The sequence below is a fragment of the Polyangiaceae bacterium genome (assembly GCA_020633235.1).
Lineage (GTDB): Bacteria > Myxococcota_A > Polyangia > Polyangiales > Polyangiaceae > JACKEA01.
This window is the reverse complement of record JACKEA010000006.1, coordinates 268,251-287,162: the sequence shown is the minus strand read 5'-3', so window position 1 is coordinate 287,162 and position 18,912 is coordinate 268,251. Positions and strand designations below refer to the sequence as shown.

Below are 18,912 nucleotides of genomic sequence, written 5' to 3'. Positions count from 1 at the left end.
GCATATCACTCCACCCTGAGGGCGACCACCGGATCCAACTTCGCCGCACGCCACGCCGGCAATACGCCGAACACCACCCCCGTCACCAGGGACAGCCCCGCTCCCAGCAGCAGCGAGAGGCTCGACACCTGGATCGGAAAGCTGCCAAAGACCTGTGACAGGCCGAGGGCGCAAAGGGCCGCAAGACCGCTGCCCAGGAGCACGCCCAAGAACCCGCCGACCCCGGACAGCAGCACGGATTCGGCCAGGAACAACCTCAGGATGCTCCCCCGCGTGGCGCCCAGAGCCCGGCGCAATCCGATCTCCCGGGTCCGCTCCGTCACCCGCACCAGCATCACGTTCATCACGTTGATGCCACCCACGAACAGCGCCAAGACGCCCGTCCCCAGGAGCAGGAGCCCGATGACGGAGAGGATCAGCTCCTCTTGCTTGGCGCCACTGGGATCGTCGAGCTCGAAGTTCTCCGCGCCGGCGTGCAGATGCGAGACGAGCGCGCGAATCGTGCTGCGCACGGCTCGAACGCGCGTCCCGGCGCGCACGATGAGTCGGTCCGCGCCGTGCTCGGGGGCGTAGCGGAGGTCGTAGCTCGTTTCCGGCACGACGACCTTGCGCCCCCACACCCAGGTTCCCGTGGTGGAACCGATCATCGGCTTCTTCTTCAGCACGCCGACGATCTGCCAGCGCGTTCCGTCGATCGACAGCGCCAGCTCGCGATCGAGGGGCGCCCGGCGCAGCAGCTCTTCGTAGATCTCGTCGCCCACCACACACACCCGGCGGCGTTGAACCAGATCCGACGCCACCAAGAAGCGCCCCTTCGCGGTCTCGACGCGATACAGCTCCGCGACGCGAGGGTTGCCGCTCACCACCCGCACGCGCTTGTTCTTGCCGCGAAAGTACGCGCGGGTGTCCCGGCTGGCGTCCGCATGGACGCTGCGGTCCTGCAAGAGCCGAGTCTTCGCCAGCGCCGTTCCGTCCGCTCGGGAAAGCTCCGGACGGCCCAAGAGGCGCGCCCGCTCCGGCAGGCGCTTGCCAGAAACCACGACCAAGTCCGCGCCCGTCACGCCTTGGTTGGTTCGAATCAACGCGCTCTTACCGCCCTCGAGCAAGCTCATCACCAGCACGATCGCCGCGCTGCCGATGACGATGCCGAGCAGTGTCAAGAACAGGCGCCCGGGCGCCTGAGTCAGGGAGCGGAGCGTCCGCGTGATCTCGATGAAGCTCATCGCCGCATGGCCTCCACGGGAGACAGTCGCGCCGCACGGCGGGCGGGGAGCCAGCCGAACACCAGCCCGATGACGACGGCGGACGAGAACGCGGTCAGGGCCGCACCGGTAGATACCACCGCAACCCAGGTCGGCAGCAGGTGCCGCAGGACGACGCCTGCCCCCAAAGATGCGAGCACGCCGATGACGACGCCCAGGGTGCCGCCGGTGGTGGACAACAGGGCTGCCTCGACGACGAACTGGGTTCGTATCGCCTGTGCGCTGGCGCCCAAGGCCTTGCGCACGCCGATCTCGCAAACCCGCTCGCTCACGCTCACCAGCATCATGTTCATCACGCCCACGCCACCGATCACGAGGGCGATGCCCGCCACCAGACCCACGAGCGCCTGCATCAGAGCGAAGGTCGTGCGGAACTTCGTCACCACGCTCGACAGGTCGTAGAACGTGAAGTCGTCGATGCCGCGGCGGCGAGCCGCGAGCCGCGCGTTCACCACCCGCAAGACGATGTCGTTGGACTCCGGGGCGTCCGTCTCCAACGTGATCAATGCGCCCGCGGCAATCTCCGGGTCGTGCTCCCGGCCCAGGCGAAACGGAACCACCACCACGTCGTCCCAGTCGAAGCCGAAGTTGGTTCCGAATCGCGAGTTCTTCGCGAGCTCCCCCACCACCCGGCAGCGGAGCGTCCCCAGGGCAAGGCGATGTCCGATCGCGCCGTCCTGCCAGACCTTCTTCGCGAGCTCGGGGCCAACCACGCACACCGGCGCCGCAGCGGCTTCGTCCACCGCCGAAAGCGCACGACCCCGCGCCACCGCCATGTGCATCACCTCGAAGAAGTCCGGATCCGCCGCCACCAGGTCCGTACGTACCGTCTTGCCCCCATCGCTCACGGCTTCGCGCCCTCGCACCGACGCCCACAGGGACGAGCTGCGGAGATGAGGCACACCCGCGACCAGGGCGTCACGCTCTTCCGGCGTGAAGGGTCGAGGCTTCGCCGCGCGATCTTCCGCCCGCTCCGGCGTCTTGGGCGAGAGCAACAGCATGCGCGCAGCGCCGAGCTCTTCGATGCCGCGCATCAACGTCTCGAGGCCGCTCCCCGCCAGCGAGGTCATCAACACGATCGCGAGGGTGCCCAAGGTGATGCTCGAAACCGTGAGCAGGGAACGCCCGGCTCGAGCGGAAAGCGCCGATGCGGCGACTCTCAAGTGCGCCGCGAGCATCAGATTTTCGTCTGGTTTTCGTCGGCCGAAGGCGGATCCAGCACCACGCGGTCCCCTTCCCCGACGCCGGATACGATCTCCACCTGGTGGTCGTTCTCGGAGCCCAAGACCACCGTCACCCGCTCGGTGTGCTCGTGCTCCTTGTCGCCCACCAGCCGCGTGACGAAGGTCTGCTTGCCATCGCGCCGCACCGACTCCAGCGGCAGCGCCACCACACTGGGCTTGTCCTCGATGGAGATGCGAACGTCCGCAGTCATGCCCGGCTTGATCCTGGCGTCCGCCGTGATGAGCTCGGCCTCCACGGGGAACACGTCCAGGTCCTTGCCGGCAGGGCGCACGCTGGCCGGTGCAATCTTGGTCACGCGCGCCGCGAAGGTCTCTCCCGGCAGCGCATCCAACGAGAGCTTCACGCGCTGCCCGAGCTTCACCTTGGCAACGTCAATCTGATTGAGCTCCGTCTTGACCACCAAACGCGACAAGTCCGCGATGGTGAGCAGCGCCACGGACTCGAACGACGACTGCACACCGGGCTTGACCATCTCCCCCGGCTCGATCGAACGCCGAGTCACGGTTCCGGTGATGGGAGCCACGAGCTCCGTGTCCTTCAGCTGGTCCCGAGCCTGGCGCACCGCGACGGCGGCCAGGCTCGCGTCCAAGCCAGCGAGCTTTGCTTCCTGTTCCGCTGTTTGTCGGTCCACCGCGGAAACGATGCCCTGCGCGGCCCCCCGCCCTTTGCGCTTCGCCTCGCTCCGAGCGAAGGCGCGCCGCGCCTTCGCTCGGGCGAGCTCCGCGCCCGCGCGGGAAAGCTCGCGTTTCGCTTCGCGCCCGTCGAGGCGCACCAGGAGCTGACCCGCTTTCACCCGGTCGCCCTCGTCCACCAACACCTCGAGCACGCGTCCCGGCACGCGCGACGCGAGCTCCACGGTATCCACCGCCTCGATGCGCCCGACGTCCACGACCTCGACGGCCAGGGGCGCCCGCGCGGCGGTGACGACCAATGCCGGGTCCACCGGCTTTTCGCCCGAGCGCGTGGCGCGCCAGACGCCGAAGGCGAGGGCGGGCACGGCCAGCAGCAGCACCCAGCCGAGCTTGCGTCGCGACCGCCTGCGCGCGGGAACGGTCACCGGATGAGTCGAGTCGCTCATGCCGCCCTCCCCGTGTCCTGCACGATGCGACCGTCGGAGAACTCGACGACGCGCGCCGCGAACGCCGCGACATTGGGATCGTGGGTGACGATCACGAGCGTCACCCCTTGCTCGCTCAAGTCACGAAACAGCTCGAGGATCTCCCGCGTGGTGCTGGAATCCAGCGCCCCCGTCGGCTCGTCCGCCAACAGCAGCAGGGGCTCGTTCACGATGGCGCGAGCGATCGCCACGCGTTGCTGCTGCCCACCGGACAGCTGATTCGGACGATGCGCGGTCCGGTCTCCCAGGCCCACCTTCTCCAGAGCCCGGTGGGCCCGTTCGCGACGCTCGCGGGGTGACAGGCCCGCGTAGATCATCGGCAATTCGACGTTCTCCAGCGCCGTGGAGCCCGGCAGCAGGTGAAACGCCTGGAAGACGAAGCCGATCTTCCGGTTCCGAAGCAGCGCCAGCTCCCCGTCCTCGAGCCCTTCCACCGGCATGCCGTCCAGGCGGTACTGACCCCTGCTGGGCGTGTCCAAGGTGCCCATGATGTTCAGGGCCGTGGACTTGCCCGAGCCGGACGCGCCGGTAATGGCCATCAGCTCGCCACGGCCGACCCGGAGATCGATGCCCTCGAGCGCGTGCACCCAGCCTTCCCCGGACGGATAGCTCCGGCCGAGCCCCTCGAATTCCACGAGCGTCTGCCTCATGCCCGGCTCTTCGACGGCGGCTCGGGCGTTATTTCATCGTGGTGCCGAAAGCCGGCCAAGCAGCTAAGGTTCCCCGTCGTGAAAGCGCGGATCGCCCTGCTCGGAGTGGTCGTCGGTGCCGGCCTGGTGGTCGGTGCCGTGGCGTGGCGCCTGCGCGCCACACCCGCCACCGCCCGCCGGCCGCCGCCGCGTCCGCGGCGACGCCGCCCAGCGCTTCTGCCGAAGCGCCGGACGCCGCCCCCTCCCCCCCGCGCGCCCCGCTGAGCCCCCCCGGCGACGAAATAGGCAAGAACGCCCACGAGGAGCGCGAGCGGATGTACGCCCGCATGCGCAAGGAGCTCGGCTACGGCGACAAGGAAATCGCCGCTCTGCGAGAGATCATCGGCGACTCGCGAGTGATCAGCGAAGGCAACCCCGACATCAGCGAGCATCCGATGAAGCGCTCCGAGTGCTACCGCATTCGAAAGGATGCGGGCCTCGAGTCCCCCAAGGCGCTGGCCGAGCTCGCGAAGAAGGAGTCGGTGTGCAAGGCGCGCTACATGGTTCCGGTCACGGGAAAGCCCGACGCCGGCGTCACGCCGGTGTGCATCGATCAGTACGAGTTCCCGGACATCCCCTGCGAGTACCCCACGGTGTACGCCAGCGCGAAGCAGGCGTCGGACATGTGCCGCGCCGTCGGCAAGCGTCTATGTGACGCCCACGAGTGGGAAGGCGCTTGTGCAGGAGAGCTGCGCAAGGCCGAAGACGAGTACCTGTGGGACCGCCCTCGGCGCATGGAGATGTGGTACTTCAAGAACAAGGACCGCCAGAAGGTGTGGGCGTACGGTCCCGAGAAGAACCACGCGCTGTGCGCGACGGCGTCTCACAAGAGCCGCAAGTGCAACGGCGGCGGCTGGGAGACCTGCGGCAGCAACACCTACCCGGCGGGCGCCTTCCCCAAGTGCGTGAGCTCCTTCGGCGTGTACGACCAGCACGGCAACGCCGCGGAGCACATGAGCTTGCCGATGAAGCCTGAAGACCTGGGCAGCCGCGGTGGGCTCGGCGAGACCGAGATGAAGGGCAGTTGGTTCATCTTCCTACGCGAGGAGGCTCACGAGGACGACTGCCGCTGGCGGGCACCAGCGTGGCACGCCACTCGCGTGGACGACCCCATGAGCCACATGAACTACCACCTCGGTTTTCGCTGCTGCAAAGACATCAGCGAATGATCGGGAACGGGCCGGAGGGTTCCACCCGGGGCCGATGCGAGGGGCGGGCCACCGTCGCGGGCAGCGTCACGGAGAACGTGGTTCCTTTTCCGAACGTGCTCTCGCAACGCAGCTCGCCGCCGAACGACTGAACCAACCGCAGACTCACGGCCAAGCCGAGCCCCGTGCCTTCGCCCGGAGGTTTGGTCGTGTAGAAGGGCTCGAAGATCCGCTCGAGCTGCTCGGGCGGAACGCCCGGCCCATTGTCGTGAACCTCGGCTACTACCTGATATTCCGCCTGGTACACGCTGATGACGATCTGGTTGTCCTCGGTGCGCCCCTCCGGCATCGCCTGAAGCGCGTTCACGATCAGGTTCAGGAACACCTGCCCTAGCCGCGCCGGGTTGGCGGCCACGAAGGACACCTCTTGGAACCGCTTGTCGATTCGAGCTCGGTGTCGCAGGTCCGCCGCCGCCAACCGCAGCGTGGAATCGATCACGCTCCGAATGTCCACCGGCTCGACCCGTGCTTCGTCGGCACGGGAGAACGTGCCGAGGTCCCGCACGATCGTCTTCAAGTGGTCGATGGCCAAACGTGCGTCTCGCAAGGCTTCGTCGGCTTCCCCCACGTCGACGCCGGCCTGCGCGAGCTCCGCGACCTGTTCCTCCGCGAGATCCACGTTCAGCGCGAGCGCGTTCAGCGGGTTGTTCATCTCGTGTCCGACGCCCGCCGCCAAAGCACCCATGGCCGCCAGCCGATCGGCCGCGATCAGCTGAGCCTGCGACCGCCTGCGCTCGGAAAGATCGCGGTACACGGCGATGGCCGTCGGGTACCCGTTCATCAGGCGCCACGCCGTGCGCACCTCCACCGGCAGCTCGGTCCCGTCTCGCTTCCGGACTCGGATGTCTCGCGGATGAACGGACGCAAAGCTCGCCCGCGGTAGCTTGCTGGCGATGTCCACGTCCTCTGGATGGGTCCAATCGTCGGGATTCAGCCCGTGGAGCTCGCTCACGTCGTCGAACCCGAACAAGACCGCCGCGCGCTGATTCGCGAACACTACCAGTCCATCTTGGCAGCCGAGCACTGCATCCGGCAGCCGATCCAAGAGGTTCAGGAAGCCATCCTCGGATTCGTGAAGGCGGTCTTGCGTTTGACGTCGCGCCGCTTTTTGAAGCTCGCTGTCCTTGAGCAGGCGAGTTTGCGCCACCGAAAAGACCACGCCAAGAGCAGCGCCGAGCAGGAATAGAACCCCTGTCACGGCCAAGTGGCGCAGTGGCGAGTCAGTGTGAACCTGGAGCGCGACGTGCACTGCCGCAGCTTCGACGGCCGTGAGAACCGTCAAGCGAAGGCTCAGCGAAAGTGCAACCCCCAACACGCACAAGAGGAGCGTCGCGGAGTTGAAGTTGATGAGGGCCGACGGATTGGGAGCAAATCGAACGAACAGCAACTCCAGTCCGGCGATGACCGGAACGTCCAGCAGCGGAACCGCCCGCCACGAACGCCGCGTGCCTGCCTCGCTCAGCTGGGCGTCGACCGCCAAGGCGATGGCGATGCACGCATAGGGCGCGGCGAGCCACACCCCGTCTTGCCACTCCGACACGTTTCGATAGACCACGAACACCGCCGCCAGGGCGACAGCACCAACAGCACGAACCCACGAGAGCACGCGCGCGTTGCGGCTTCTCTGTCGCGCGATTGCTTGCCGCAGCCGCGGCCCGGTGATGACGGGCGTGTCGTCGATCGCCGGCATGGAGAACGTACCGGACGACCGCACCTCCACACCGCTGACGGGGCGTGGGGTCGAGGCACTCTCACGTGCGTTGTTGTTCACCGGGATGGAGGGCACAGATCTCTAAGCGTCCATCATATACGCGTCCGCAGGGAGGATTGAGCCATCCCGCAACTTCGGTCGGGCGTACTCCCACTCCCGACCACACGAAAAGGTTGCGTCCGTCTCATCAAGAGACGTCGACACGGGCCCGGGACTCCGACAGACTCCGGCAATGGTCTCGGTACGCATCCGCAGCACCGCCCTGATCCCTTTGATGTGCACCTTGGCGTGCTCCAGCAGCGACGATGGCGCAAAGCCACCGGAGCCCATCCCGGTCCACGTATCCGGTGACGCCTTCGCCTTCACTTTGCCCGGAAATCCCTACGGACACATCGATGGCGGCACCCTCAGCGTGCTGGAAGCTCCGGACGTGAGCACCGTCACCGACACCAACGGCCACTTCGAGCTCGATGGTTTGATGTCCGGGCAAACGGCCACCTTCGTCCTCGTGGCGCAAGATTTTCCCGAGGCGCAGACCAAGAGTTTCACGCTCCCGCGCGGTGACCTGGAAAAGGTGACGTTCCAGGTGCCGAACCAGACGTTGTTCGACATCCTCGCCTCCGGGCTGAAGATCACACCGGACCCAAAGCGCTGCCAGATCGTCAGCACCATCACGCGGGTCGGCAAATCCATCTACGATTCGGGCGCCCACGGTGAGGCCGGCGCCACCGTTACCATCGAGCCCGCGGTGGACGCGACGAGCGGCCCCATCTATTTCAACGCCAACGTGATTCCGGACCGGACACTGACCGAGTCTTCGGAGGACGGCGGCGTCGTGTTCTTGAACGTGCCGGAAGGCGAGTACACCCTGACGGCGCACAAGGACGGCGTGAAGTTCGTGCCAGTGCACGCGAAGTGCCGAGCCAACGTGCTCGTCAACGCGTCGCCGCCCTACGGGCTTCAGGCACTCTGACGTCAGTTCCGCCGCGCGCGGCCTGCGGCGTCGCCAATGTCGCGCAGGGCTTCCGCGAGCTTCCGCGCTGCCGCGGCATCCTCTTCAGTCTTGGCGGGGGGAGGCGCTTGCCAGGGGGGAGGAGACGGCCGCGTTGGAGGGCGTCGTCGCAGCCAACGGGGACGCGGGAACGGATTGCCCCGAATCAGATCCGCCACGAAGCGCCAAGCCTCCGCGCCATCCAGCGGTGGGATGGGCAACAGATTCAAGAGCATGATCCAAACGTTGGTGCGCACGAACACGCTGGCGAGCTCGAGGCTCCAGCGAGAATGCGCTCCCCCCGTGAGCGCCAGCACGGCCACGCTCACCCCCAACAGCGCGAGCTGCGCGAGGACGCCGCCCCAAGCGATGGCCCCGCGCTCCATGCGGCTGGCGTTGCCGAACCAGTGGCACATGCCGCCGAAGCCCGTCACGTCCACCTTCAGGACTTGGTGACCGTAGGCGCGGACCACGGTGGCGTGGCCCAGCTCGTGGATGAGGACCAAGAGGAAGAAGCCGACCCAGAACGCCGGCGCGAAGGTGAAGCCGGAAAACAGCAACGCACCGAGAGGAATGGTCCAGTGCAGGCGGATGGGAATGCCCCGAAGTCGACCGATGGTGAGGTAGCCACGTTCCAGCATCAGTGTTCGAACCTAACCATGGGACGCGCCCTGGCCACCCGCCCTTGGCTCAAGCCCCCGCCCGAGCGGCCGTTCTCCCAGTGCATGGCCATTCCTCCGCCCCTTCCCATCCCGGCCCCTGCCAAACCGGCGCCAAGAGTCTCCGATGAGCTCGCTCAGTCCGTGGTCGAGCAGCTGTGGTTCGGGGACCCCGACCCCGAGCGCACCCTGAGTGAAGCGTCGGGCTCCTTCGCGGCGGCTCTGGGCCGGAGCTTGGCCCTGAAACCCTTTCCCAAGACGGCGTCCGAAGCGATGGGGCTACTGGCTCACCCGGAAACGCCGGTGGAGCGCGTCACGCGGGTGCTGGAGCACGACCTGGCGCTCAGCTCGCGCCTGCTGCAGGTGGCTAACTCGGTGATCTTCGCAGGCCGGAGCCCGTGCGCCACGGTGAGCGAGGCGGTGGTGCGCCTGGGCTTCCGGCAGACCGGTCAGCTGGTGTTGAGCGCGGCGGCGCTGGGGATGTTCGAGGACGCGGCCGGCGTTGCCAGCGTGGTGCGCGACCATTGCGTGGCGGTGGCGGCGATGACCCACACCTTGGCCACGGAGTGGGGCAGCCAGTGCCTCGACACCGCGTTTGCAGCAGGGCTCTTGTCCGACGTGGGCAAGCTGTTCGCGCTGCAGTCCAAGGAGCTGAACTACGAGGCATCGCCGTCCGTGCTGGAAGTTCCCGACCGCGTCCACGTGATGGAGCGGATGATCGTCGGTTGGGACCACGCAGTGCTCGGAGGCCACTTACTGCACTACTGGCAGCTACCGGCGGAGATTGGACGGGCCGTGGCCTGGCACCACCAACCCGGCCGCGCCTATCAAGAAGGCGGCAGCGTGGGGCTCACGGTGGCGCTGATGCGCTTGGCCAACAGCGTGGAGTATCAGCTGCGCAAGAATCCGGAGCTGGACGAGGACTTCGCCGACGAGCTCGCTCGTTCCGGTGAGGCGTCCTACGCGAGCCTTTCTCGTGACATCCTCGTCGCCATGTGGCCGAAGCTCGCGCAGGCGCGCCGAGACGCGCTGACCAGTCTGTGAACCTCTGGTATTCAGACCGGGTGCCTCGCCCTCGCGATTTCGACCTCGAAGCCGCCTTGGACGCCGCGGTCAAGGTCTTCTGGACCCGCGGCTACTCCGCGACCTCCGTGCGGGAGCTGTGCGAGGCGATGCACATCCAGCCGGGGAGCTTCTACGGAGCCTTCGGCAGCAAGGAGGAGTGCTTCCGCAAATCCTTGGAGCGCTACCTGGCGACTCAAGGCCTACCCCGGAATCCGAGCGAGGACGCCATCATCGCTTGGCTCGATGCGATCGTGAGCCCCAAGCGCACACCTCGTGGCTGCCTATTGGTGGCCTCCGCCATGGAAACGGCCCAGCTGGACGACGCGTCCCAGAAGCTGGTCGCCGACAAGCTGACGGCCATGGAGACGTTCTTCGCGCGCTGCCTCGCCGCCCGTGGCAAGCGCCAGGCGCAGGCCGACGCGGCCCTGCTGGCGGCCTCGGTGGCCGGCATCCACGTCCTCGCCCGGGCGGGCGCCTCCCCGCGCCAGCTGCGCCGCGCGGCGGATCGCGTGCTTTTCGCCATCGGGCTTGCGCATTCTTGAGTGATCGCTCAAGAATGCCACCCATGCTTCCGCTCCCCGCCCTGGCCGCCGTCGTCGTGGTCGCCGTCGCCCACGTGGGTTTCATGGTGCTCGAAGCGGTGCTGTGGACCACGCCCACCGGCCGTCGCATCTTCGGCCAGACGTCCGAGCAGGCCGAAACGACCAAGGTCCTGGCGCAAAACCAGGGCGTGTACAACGGCGCGCTCGCCGCGTTGCTGCTCTGGTTCGCGTTCCGCGGGGACAGCTCCGCCACCCTCGCCGTGCTGGCCTTCGTGGTGGTGGTGGGGATCTACGGGGGCTTCACCGCGAAGAAGACGATCCTGCTCTTGCAGGCCGCTCCGGCGGTGATCGCGATGCTGGTGACGCTCGCCGTAGCTTGACGCTTGCGGAAGCGCGGGCCGTTGGTGAAATGTCTCGTGTGGCAGCGCGCAAACGAGACAGCTTTCGGGACCTCGCGCCCGACGTGAAGCCGCTGCCCGACAAGCCCGCCCGAGTACCGGAGCCCGACGCACCCGCGGCACCGCCATCGCGCTCCGAGCTCGAGAGCTCGACGCTGCCGCCACTGATCGTGGAACGTGGCGTGGAGTGGGCCCGAGGCTACACCGAAGGCCTCGACAAACGCCGCCTCACGCAGCTGAGCCGCGGGCAGCCGCGCCCCGTTTCCAGCGTGGACGTGCACGGAAGCGTCGCCGCGGACGCGCGCCGCACCGTCGCCAAGTTCCTGCAGGATGCCCACAGCCGCGGCCAGCGCAGCGTGCTCGTGGTGTTCGGCCGCGGCCTGCACTCCGGCGCGCGCGGCCCCGTCCTGCGCGACGAAATGATCACGCTGCTCAGCGAGACGCTATCGCACCGAGTGCTCGCCTTCTGCTCGGCCCCCGGCGTGCTCGGCGGCAGCGGCGCCTTCGTCGTGCTGCTGCGTCGTTCCAAGTAGCATCCCCTCGTTTCTCTTGTTGGTGCGGCGCGATTACTGCACGGGCATGTTGTGTCGTCATAGCTGCAGCCCCCAATCTTGTTCAGAGGACCTGGCCCGCAGCGCGACACAGCCGGTATACTCAGGTGGTGAGCCAGCTTCAGCGGATCCGACGCCTGTCCGAGCGAAAGGATGAAGAGTATGAGCTCCGTGTGCGCGAGGCGAAGCACACCACCCCTTCGGAGCGGTTGACGCAGGCACTGGAGCTGAGCGACATCGCGCGCGAGCTTGCCAAGTCCGTGGGGGCCGCTTGGGTCACGTCGCCTCCGGCAGACCTCGGCGAGAAGGCACGCCGCTACCCCGTGGGCCGTTGATGCAACCTGGACTGCACGAGGCGCTCGGAGCCGCGCTCCAGGTCCTGCACGATCTCGGGCTACGCTACGCCCTGGTGGGTGGGTTGGCGGTGAGCGCCTGGGCCGTTCCGCGCGCTACGCGTGACGCCGACCTTTGGGTCGATCTGGAAGGACATGAGAACGACCTTGTCGTGGAACTTCGCTCCGCTGGTTTCGATGTTCCGGCCATGGCAGAAGAGCTAGAAAATTTCGGGGTTTTCCGCTCTCGACACGTTGCAACGGGTGTCTTCATCGACATGTTCAACGCGGTGGGTCCGCTCGGCAAGTCGATCCTCGACAGGCGAAAGCAAGCTCGGTTGGGCGAGCACGATACTTGGCTTGCCAGTGCCGAGGACGTGGCCGTGTTGAAAGCATTCTCCGATCGTCCACGTGACTTGGACGATCTAGTGGCGCTCCTACAAGTCACGCCACTCGACCTGAACTACGTGAGTCAATGGGCTGAAAGGCTCGACGCCAGCATCGAAAGCAATGAAGTGAGTGAGCGCCTAAGGAGCGCGAGGGCCAAGGCCAAGCATTGACTCGTCGTGCCACCAGGCCACGCTGGTGTTGCGCCCGATCTCCTGTGTCCGTTCTCCGTGCCCGACCCGTTCCCCGAGGGCGCGCCGGCACCGCGGCGAACCGACAAACAGAAGAAACGCGGTCCGCCCCGGATGGGACGGACCGCGCGCGGGAGGGAGCAACGAAGACTATTCGGCGGCGGGCAGCACCTCTTCCGCGTCGCCCCGCCGAGCCGCGAGGAAGCGGTAGGCAACGGTGCCGCCGATGGCCAGCGCCACCGCGCCCACGAGCGCCCAGCCGAGACCACTGGCGAAGAGGTTCGACACGAACCCCGCCGGCAGCTGCTTGCCGAGGACGAAGATGGCCATCACCACCACGAACCAGCCGAAGGACTTGCGCAGGGTTTCCTGGGACATCTTGCCCGCGAGCTTGCCGCCGATGAGGCTGCCCACGATGGCCGCGCCGCTCACGATCAGCGCCATGGTCCAGTCGACCGGAACGCTGTGCATGTAGCCAACGAAGCCCGCAGCGCTCTTCATGGAGATGACCAGGAGCGAGGTGCCAACGGCCACGCCCATGGGCAGGCCGCCCAAGAGCGCGAGCGCGGGAACCACCAGGAAGCCGCCGCCGGCGCCCACCAAGCCCGTGACCAGACCGACGATGACGCCGTCGAGCAGCACGCGGAAGATCGGCAGCTCGCGCTTGTCGTCCGCCGGTGCCGCCTCGGCCTTGGCCGCCTTCTTCTTGGGGCGGAGCATCGCGATTGCGGTCGCAACCATCATCAGGCCGAAGGCGATGAGCAACCAGTTGCCGGGAATGTACTGCGCGATGCGTCCACCAGCGTAGGCGCCCGACATTCCGGCCATGCCGAAGATGACGCCGGTGCGCCAGCGAACGCGGCCGGCTCGCGCGTGGCTGATCATGCCGGCCGCGCTGGTCACCGCGACCACGAACAGCGAGGTGGCGATGGCTTGCTTGGGCGGCATGCCGATGGCGTAGACGAGAATGGGAACGGTGAGGATGGAGCCACCACCGCCGAGGACGCCGAGCGAGACGCCGATCAGAATCGAGAGAAGAAGAGCAACAATCAACATCGTTTTCGTTCCTTTGAGGCTCAGGCGTCGATGCTTCCGGCATCCATCAGGTCGATGCGGGGAGCAGGTTTCTTCTCGGCTTCGGGCTTCTTCTGGCGCCAGCTGTCGAAAGCCGAAAACAACAGCATTCCAGTGAGCATGGTGGCGACGAACACGAAGGACTTGGCGCCCAGCGAGCCCAGGCTCACGAGCCCCGGCCCCGGGCAGTAGCCCGCGAGACCCCAGCCCAGGCCGAACACCGCCGAGCCGAGCACCAAGCGCTTGTCGATGTCGCGGCGTTTCGGAATGCCGAAGTCGCTCGCGAAGATGGGGCTCGGCCAATGCAGGATGAAGCGGTAGAGCACCCAGTGCACCAGGATGGCGCCGACCATCACGAAGGCGAGACTGGGATCCCACTTGCCGGTGAAGTCCAGGAAGCCGACCACCTTTGCGGGCTGAGTCATGCCCGCGACCACCAGACCCAGGCCGAACACCAGGCCCGAGCCGAACATCGTGACAATGCGCATGCCGTGCATCAGACCGAACCTCCGAACAGATGACCCACGACGAAGGCGGCGATGGCGCCGGTCGTCATGAACGTTGCCGTCGCGATCAAGGAACGCGGCGAGAAGCGCGTGATGCCGCACACGCCGTGGCCGCTGGTGCAGCCGCTACCCAGGCGAGAACCGAAGCCCACCAGCAAGCCGGCGATGGCCACTGCCCAGCTGGAGCGCTCGATGCCGACCTGGAACTGACTGGGCGCGAGCAGCGCAGCGATGATGCCCGCGGCAACGAGGCCGCCGATGAAGTAGAGCCGCCACGCGGTGTCCCCACGCTTCGGGTTCACGAGGCCGCCGGCGATGCCGCTGATGCCGGCGATGCGTCCGTGAAGGAACAGCATTGCCGAGGCCGAAAGGCCGATCAGCACGCCGCCGAGGAGCGACGCAAAGGGAGTGAAGGTGTCCATGCGGCAGCCCCAGTGCAGGGCCCGTGCCACGACCATGGACCGGCGATCCGCCGCGCTTCTTGCGGGATTGCCGGGGGTGCGGCCGTTACATTCCGCAGCGGAACGTTTCGATCGCCGTTTCAGGCGGTTTCAGAGACGGTCAACTCTCGCGACAAATGCGGATGGCACGTGCACTGCAACGAGGGCTGGCGGGAGAAACGAACCATGATTTTCCGACAGCTCTTCGACAAGGAATCGTCCACCTATACGTATCTCGTCGCCGACCCCAAGACGAAGCGCGCCCTACTGATCGATCCCGTGCTCGAACAAGTGGATCGCGACTTGCGGGTGATCTCCGAGCTCGGCCTCGAGCTCGCCTACGTGCTCGACACCCACGTGCACGCGGACCACGTGACGGCCAGCGGCGTGCTCCGGGAGCGCACGGGGGCGACCACCGTCGGCTCTCCCCTGGGCGCTGACTGCGTCGACAAGAAGGTGAAGCACGGTGACGTGATCGAGCTGGGCGAGGTGCGCGTCGAGGTGCTGGAGACTCCCGGACACACGGACGACAGCTTGAGCTACCGCGTGGGTGACAACGTGTTCACCGGTGATGCGCTCCTGATCCGCGGCACCGGCCGCACGGACTTCCAGAATGGCGATCCCAAGACGCTGTGGCACTCCTTGACCAAGGTGCTCTTCGCTCTGCCCGACGAAACCCGGGTGTGGCCCGGCCACGACTACAAGGGCATGACGATGTCCACCATCCACGAAGAGAAGCTCTTGAACCCACGGGTGGCCGGCAAGAACGAGACGACCTTCATCGATTTGATGCAGAACCTCGGGCTGCCCAACCCCAAGAAGATCGACGTCGCAGTCCCCGCCAATCGCGCCTGCGGCCAAAGCACGCTGAATTGACCGGAAGGAAGGAAGATGACTCAAGATCAACTGTGGAATCAGGCCGTGAAGCACCCCGCGGGCTACCGCGAGACCGGCCCCGACGCCGTCGTCGCAGCCCTGGACGCAGCCCGCATCATCGACGTGCGCGAGCCCTTCGAGTTCGTCAGCGGTCGCGTGCCCGGATCGGAGCTGGTGCCGCTGGGTGAGTTCGCCGCGGCCTCCACGCATTGGAACAAGGACGACCTCTACGTGCTCGTGTGTCGCAGCGGTGCTCGCTCGGGGCGCGCCGCCGGCTACCTGGCGTCCCAGGGTTTCACCCGCGTGATCAACATGGCGGGAGGCATGCTGGAGTACGCCGCAGCGGGCCTGGATCTGGAAACCGCAGCGTAGGCATCGGCACTCCGAGCCCCCGACGGCAGCGTCACGCGGCGCTGCCGTCGACGCGTCTACGGTCTCCGCCGAGGCGCGCGGCAGCTGCGTCGAAGGGGCGGCGCGCCGCACGATTTTCTGGAAACGGGGTCCCGGAGGTCGACCCGCGCCATCGTCATTCTTCAACGTTTATCGCCAGTTACACACCAGCCGCGAGCGCTGGCATGTGGGATGCAGCCCACATTTCAGCAGAGAGTACGCGCGCGGCAGCGCAGGAGGTGCCGTCATGAAAGCCCTCGTCACCGTAGTTTCGCTCGGGCTCGGAGCCGGCGCGCTCGGGCTCGTGCTGGCGATCCAGAACGACCCCCTCACTCTCACCAGCCCTCACCCGGCGGAGCTCACGCCGGCGCTGCGCGCGACGCCCACCATGATCGAGCCCGTCACCATCGAGATCGAGCCGGGCAACGTCGTGCAGATCCGAGAGGAAGTCTTGAAGGTGGCTCCCGCATCCCTGGCACCCTCCGTGCAGCAAAAGATGCGGAAGCATCGGTCGCGGGTCATTGCGCCCACCCCCGCACCGGCCCCCACCATCGTTCCCGCACCCTGCGTGGACGGTGAGTACCGCAAGTTGGAAGAGAATCGTGGCGTGCGACTGATGTGCCCGGGTCAGGTCTGAGCGTACCCTTCCTGCATCTGAACCGAGACCAGTCCCGCCTCGGGGCCAACGGGTCATCGACCGGACCCGTTGGCCCCTCTCTTGGGGGTTTGATGTTGGTGCGCCGCGGAACCGAGCGCGGTCCGCTCACGGCCCCGCGTCGGCGTTGCCAAAGGAAAAGCCACCCTGAAAGGTGAAGCCTCCGTCGGTGCGCTTCGCGGTGCCCCACACCTTCACGCCGGCATCCGGCGTCGAGTGCAGCTGCACCACGCCACCGTCGTTCGTCACTTCCACGCGCACGCTGGCACGCACGCCATCGTCGCGCGGCGCGGGCGCGGGCGCACTGACCCGCGGCGGCGGCGCTGCGCTGCCGGAACCGGCATCCGCCGCTTCCGGCACCACCACCGCCGCCTGGGGCGCCTTCTGCTCCTGGTGCGCGCTGCCGCACGCCACCAGAAGCACGGAAAATAGCAGAAAAACTCGCGTCACGCGGCAAGCATAGCGCTCCCCGCGATCAGATCACGCCGCGCCGCTCTTGGTCCCGCTCGATGCTGCGAAACAGGGCACCAAAGTTACCCTCTCCGAAAGACAGGTGATTCTCCCTCTGGATCATCTCGAAGAAGATCGGACCGATCACGTTCTGGGTGAAGATCTGCAGCAAGTAGCCGTCGGCGTCACCATCCACCAACACCTTCGCCGCTTCGATGGCGCCGTGATCCTCCCGCACACCGGGAACGCGGTCGAACACGGTGCGGTAGTACTCGTCGTCGATGTCCAGCGTGGGCACGCCCAGCCCTTGCAAGCTGCCGAGCAGATCGCTCGAGAGGAGCGCGAGGTGCTGGATGCCGGCCCCGCGGTACTCCCGGAGGTACTCCTCGATCTGACTCTTTTCCTCGCTGCCCTCGTTGATCGGGATGCAGAACTGGCCGCAGGGGGAACGCAGCGCGTAGGAAGTGAGCCCGGTCTTCTTGCCCCGAATGTCGAACGTGCGCACCTCGGTGAAGCCGAACACGTCCATGTAGAAGCGCGTCCATTGCTCCATCGTGCCCTTCTCCACGTTGTTCGTGAGGTGGTCGATGAGATGGAAGCCGCGGCTCGAGACGAGCTCCGGTCGATCCAGCGCGATGAACTGCGCCGAGAAACCCGTCGCCGGCCGCTCGAGGAAGTAGATCAAGGAATCGCCGATGCCGTAGATGGCCGGAGCGTCACCAAACAGGCCGGCACCCTCATAGCGCCGCGCGCCCCGGCGTACGGCCTCCTCGATGGCGAGCTGGGCGTCCTTCACCCACCAGCCCATGCTGGAGATGCAGGGGCCGTGGGCCCGCGCGAAATCCGCGGCGAAGCCATGGGGCTCGCGGTTGACGAGGAAGCGCACGTCCTTGTCGAGGTAGGCGTCCACCTCCAGGGAGGCGTGGCGCATGCGCTTCGAGAGACCCAGCGCCTTGAACAGACGTCCGAGCTCGCCGAGGCCCTCGGCGCTGGGTGCGGAGAACTCCACGCAGGCGATGCCGTCGATGCCCAGGGGATTTGCGTTCATCGGTCCTTGCCCTCCGCCGGCGACTGCCAGCTCTTCCAGTAGTCCGGTTGCTCCACGCCCTTGCCGGCCTCGGTGAGATCGAGGGGCCGCCGGGTGTCCACCATCACGGCAATCTCGTTGGTGCGCGTCTTGTCCTTGGCCGCCAACACTGCCGCGGGTTGCGGTCCGTGGTGGATGCCCTGCGGGTGGTAGGTGACCATCCCAGGCCGGATGCCCGCGCGGCTGAAGAAGTCTCCCGAGTGGTAGAAGATGACTTCGTCGTAGTCGATGTTCGAGTGATAGAAGGGCACGCGCAGCGCGCCCGGATCACCCGTCTCCAGCGGTCGCGGCAGAAAGGTGCACACTACCCAGCTCGGCGTGGCGAAGGTGGCGTGAGCGCTCGGCGGCAGATGATAGCGCTCGCTCAGGATCGGACGGATGTCGCCCACGTTCAGCCGCCATACGCTGAGGTTACCCTTCCATCCCACGGTGTTGAGAGGGTTGAAGGGGTAGAAGATGCTCGTGACCTTGCCGCGGTGCTGCACGCGCAGCTCCCACTCACCATTGTCGGCGGAGAGCGTGCTCGGCGCCGGCTCGGGAACCTCCACCACGTCGAGATCGAAGAGCGCGTGATGACCGAGGATGCCGCGCTCCGGGAGAGTGACCTCGTCCCGAGACTCGATCACCAGCAGGTTGGTGACGTCCGCGGGCACCAGGCGATGCGCGGTGCCGCGGGGGATCACCAGGTAGTCGCCCGGGCGATAGTCGATGGTGCCGAAGTCGCTCTCGAGCTGACCGCGTCCGGTGTGGACGAACAGCACCTCGTCGGCGTCGGCATTACGGAAGTGATACGGCACCGGCTCGCTCACGCGGGCGAAGCGCAGGGTCACGTCGTCGTTCTGCAGGAAGGCCGCGCGCGAAGCGAGGTAGTCGCCGCCCAGTCCTTGGAGCTCGGCGGCGTGCAGCGCGTGGGGACGGAGCTCGCCCTCGATACGGGTCCAACCCACGGGCGCTTCCGCCCGATACAGGTGGCTCGCGGCGCCGAAGAAGCCGCCGCGACCGAACTCCTCTTCCACGGTTCCGGTGGGCAGATCGACATGGGCCTGACGGGTGACGCGGCCGCGCACGTGGTGATGCATCGTTCCT

At 66.9% G+C, this 18,912-nt stretch carries 22 protein-coding genes and 1 pseudogene; 11 read left to right on the top strand and 12 right to left on the bottom strand.

All coding sequences use genetic code 11. From position 1 onward, the window contains the following. Window positions 1-5: 5 nt before the first annotated feature. From H6717_31060 to H6717_31045, 4 genes are read right to left on the bottom strand one after another with little or no spacing between them, the layout of a single operon-like run. Entirely contained in the window at window positions 6-1,223 is a 1,218-nt protein-coding gene (locus tag H6717_31060) for an ABC transporter permease (GenBank protein ID MCB9581510.1), read from the bottom strand. Then, window positions 1,220-2,443 carry an ABC transporter permease gene (locus H6717_31055; protein ID MCB9581509.1) on the bottom strand — a complete coding sequence of 408 codons (1,224 nt, stop codon included), beginning with the start codon at window positions 2,441-2,443 and terminating at the stop codon, window positions 1,220-1,222. The genes H6717_31060 and H6717_31055 overlap by 4 nt, the downstream gene beginning before the upstream one ends. Then, window positions 2,440-3,585: an efflux RND transporter periplasmic adaptor subunit gene (locus H6717_31050; protein ID MCB9581508.1), complete on the bottom strand. Its 1,146-nt coding sequence runs from the start codon at window positions 3,583-3,585 to the stop codon at window positions 2,440-2,442. Before H6717_31050 ends, H6717_31055 begins: the two co-directional genes overlap by 4 nt. After that, a complete protein-coding gene (locus H6717_31045; protein MCB9581507.1) occupies window positions 3,582-4,274 on the bottom strand; it encodes an ABC transporter ATP-binding protein in 693 nt (230 codons plus the stop codon). Before H6717_31045 ends, H6717_31050 begins: the two co-directional genes overlap by 4 nt. Window positions 4,275-4,417: 143 nt before the next feature. Here H6717_31045 and H6717_31040 point away from each other — a divergent pair, with 143 nt between their 5' ends. Continuing rightward, window positions 4,418-5,482 carry a hypothetical protein gene (locus tag H6717_31040; GenBank protein MCB9581506.1) on the top strand — a complete coding sequence of 355 codons (1,065 nt, stop codon included), beginning with the start codon at window positions 4,418-4,420 and terminating at the stop codon, window positions 5,480-5,482. On the opposite strand, the gene H6717_31035 is transcribed toward H6717_31040, so the two are convergent. Next, the gene (locus H6717_31035) at window positions 5,472-7,211 is read right to left on the bottom strand and encodes a PAS domain S-box protein (protein ID MCB9581505.1); all 1,740 of its coding nucleotides are present in this window, start codon (window positions 7,209-7,211) and stop codon (window positions 5,472-5,474) included. The genes H6717_31040 and H6717_31035 overlap by 11 nt on opposite strands. A 253-nt stretch (window positions 7,212-7,464) precedes the next feature. Here H6717_31035 and H6717_31030 point away from each other — a divergent pair, with 253 nt between their 5' ends. After that, the gene (locus H6717_31030; GenBank protein MCB9581504.1) at window positions 7,465-8,205 is read left to right on the top strand and encodes a hypothetical protein; all 741 of its coding nucleotides are present in this window, start codon (window positions 7,465-7,467) and stop codon (window positions 8,203-8,205) included. 2 nt (window positions 8,206-8,207) lie between these two features. Here the strand turns inward: H6717_31030 and H6717_31025 are convergent, their stop codons facing one another. Next, window positions 8,208-8,864, bottom strand: a complete 657-nt coding sequence (locus H6717_31025; protein MCB9581503.1) for a hypothetical protein — start codon at window positions 8,862-8,864, stop codon at window positions 8,208-8,210. 18 nt (window positions 8,865-8,882) lie between these two features. Between H6717_31025 and H6717_31020 the strand changes: the two genes are divergently transcribed. The 6 genes from H6717_31020 to H6717_30995 all read left to right on the top strand — a co-directional run bounded on the left by H6717_31020 (window position 8,883) and on the right by H6717_30995 (window position 12,330). Further along, window positions 8,883-9,926, top strand: a complete 1,044-nt coding sequence (locus H6717_31020; GenBank protein MCB9581502.1) for an HDOD domain-containing protein — start codon at window positions 8,883-8,885, stop codon at window positions 9,924-9,926. A 20-nt stretch (window positions 9,927-9,946) separates the two neighbouring features. Then, complete coding sequence (locus H6717_31015) at window positions 9,947-10,489, top strand: TetR/AcrR family transcriptional regulator (protein ID MCB9581501.1); 543 nt, start codon at window positions 9,947-9,949, stop codon at window positions 10,487-10,489. A gap of 23 nt (window positions 10,490-10,512) precedes the next feature. Continuing rightward, window positions 10,513-10,869: a DUF1304 domain-containing protein gene (locus H6717_31010; GenBank protein MCB9581500.1), complete on the top strand. Its 357-nt coding sequence runs from the start codon at window positions 10,513-10,515 to the stop codon at window positions 10,867-10,869. Window positions 10,870-10,898: 29 nt separating this feature from the next. Then, window positions 10,899-11,420, top strand: a complete 522-nt coding sequence (locus H6717_31005) for a Smr/MutS family protein (GenBank protein ID MCB9581499.1) — start codon at window positions 10,899-10,901, stop codon at window positions 11,418-11,420. Window positions 11,421-11,548: 128 nt separating this feature from the next. Further along, complete coding sequence (locus H6717_31000; protein ID MCB9581498.1) at window positions 11,549-11,773, top strand: hypothetical protein; 225 nt, start codon at window positions 11,549-11,551, stop codon at window positions 11,771-11,773. Beyond that, the gene (locus H6717_30995; protein MCB9581497.1) at window positions 11,773-12,330 is read left to right on the top strand and encodes a hypothetical protein; all 558 of its coding nucleotides are present in this window, start codon (window positions 11,773-11,775) and stop codon (window positions 12,328-12,330) included. The genes H6717_31000 and H6717_30995 overlap by 1 nt, the downstream gene beginning before the upstream one ends. Window positions 12,331-12,498: 168 nt before the next feature. Here the strand turns inward: H6717_30995 and H6717_30990 are convergent, their stop codons facing one another. The 3 genes and pseudogenes from H6717_30990 to H6717_30980 all read right to left on the bottom strand — a co-directional run bounded on the left by H6717_30990 (window position 12,499) and on the right by H6717_30980 (window position 14,350). Next, window positions 12,499-13,404: a sulfite exporter TauE/SafE family protein gene (locus tag H6717_30990; protein ID MCB9581496.1), complete on the bottom strand. Its 906-nt coding sequence runs from the start codon at window positions 13,402-13,404 to the stop codon at window positions 12,499-12,501. A gap of 116 nt (window positions 13,405-13,520) precedes the next feature. After that, window positions 13,521-13,910 (bottom strand): annotated as a pseudogene (locus H6717_30985) (YeeE/YedE family protein). Window positions 13,911-13,918: 8 nt separating this feature from the next. Beyond that, window positions 13,919-14,350, bottom strand: a complete 432-nt coding sequence (locus H6717_30980; protein MCB9581495.1) for a YeeE/YedE family protein — start codon at window positions 14,348-14,350, stop codon at window positions 13,919-13,921. 204 nt (window positions 14,351-14,554) lie between these two features. On the opposite strand from H6717_30980, the gene H6717_30975 reads away from it, so the two are divergent. The 3 genes from H6717_30975 to H6717_30965 all read left to right on the top strand — a co-directional run bounded on the left by H6717_30975 (window position 14,555) and on the right by H6717_30965 (window position 16,271). After that, window positions 14,555-15,244 (top strand): MBL fold metallo-hydrolase, encoded by a 690-nt coding sequence (locus tag H6717_30975; GenBank protein MCB9581494.1) that lies wholly within the window; start codon window positions 14,555-14,557, stop codon window positions 15,242-15,244. A 15-nt stretch (window positions 15,245-15,259) separates the two neighbouring features. Continuing rightward, window positions 15,260-15,616, top strand: a complete 357-nt coding sequence (locus H6717_30970; protein MCB9581493.1) for a rhodanese-like domain-containing protein — start codon at window positions 15,260-15,262, stop codon at window positions 15,614-15,616. Between the two features lie 265 nt (window positions 15,617-15,881). Then, window positions 15,882-16,271 carry a hypothetical protein gene (locus H6717_30965; GenBank protein ID MCB9581492.1) on the top strand — a complete coding sequence of 130 codons (390 nt, stop codon included), beginning with the start codon at window positions 15,882-15,884 and terminating at the stop codon, window positions 16,269-16,271. Window positions 16,272-16,397: 126 nt separating this feature from the next. Here H6717_30965 and H6717_30960 read toward each other — a convergent pair whose 3' ends face one another. The 3 genes from H6717_30960 to H6717_30950 are packed head-to-tail and all read right to left on the bottom strand — an operon-like array spanning window position 16,398 to window position 18,905. Then, a complete protein-coding gene (locus H6717_30960) occupies window positions 16,398-16,739 on the bottom strand; it encodes a hypothetical protein (protein MCB9581491.1) in 342 nt (113 codons plus the stop codon). A gap of 25 nt (window positions 16,740-16,764) precedes the next feature. Then, window positions 16,765-17,787 carry a 4-hydroxyphenylpyruvate dioxygenase gene (gene hppD / locus H6717_30955; protein MCB9581490.1) on the bottom strand — a complete coding sequence of 341 codons (1,023 nt, stop codon included), beginning with the start codon at window positions 17,785-17,787 and terminating at the stop codon, window positions 16,765-16,767. Then, window positions 17,784-18,905 carry a homogentisate 1,2-dioxygenase gene (locus tag H6717_30950; GenBank protein ID MCB9581489.1) on the bottom strand — a complete coding sequence of 374 codons (1,122 nt, stop codon included), beginning with the start codon at window positions 18,903-18,905 and terminating at the stop codon, window positions 17,784-17,786. Before H6717_30950 ends, hppD begins: the two co-directional genes overlap by 4 nt. Between the last annotated feature and the right edge of the window lie 7 nt (window positions 18,906-18,912).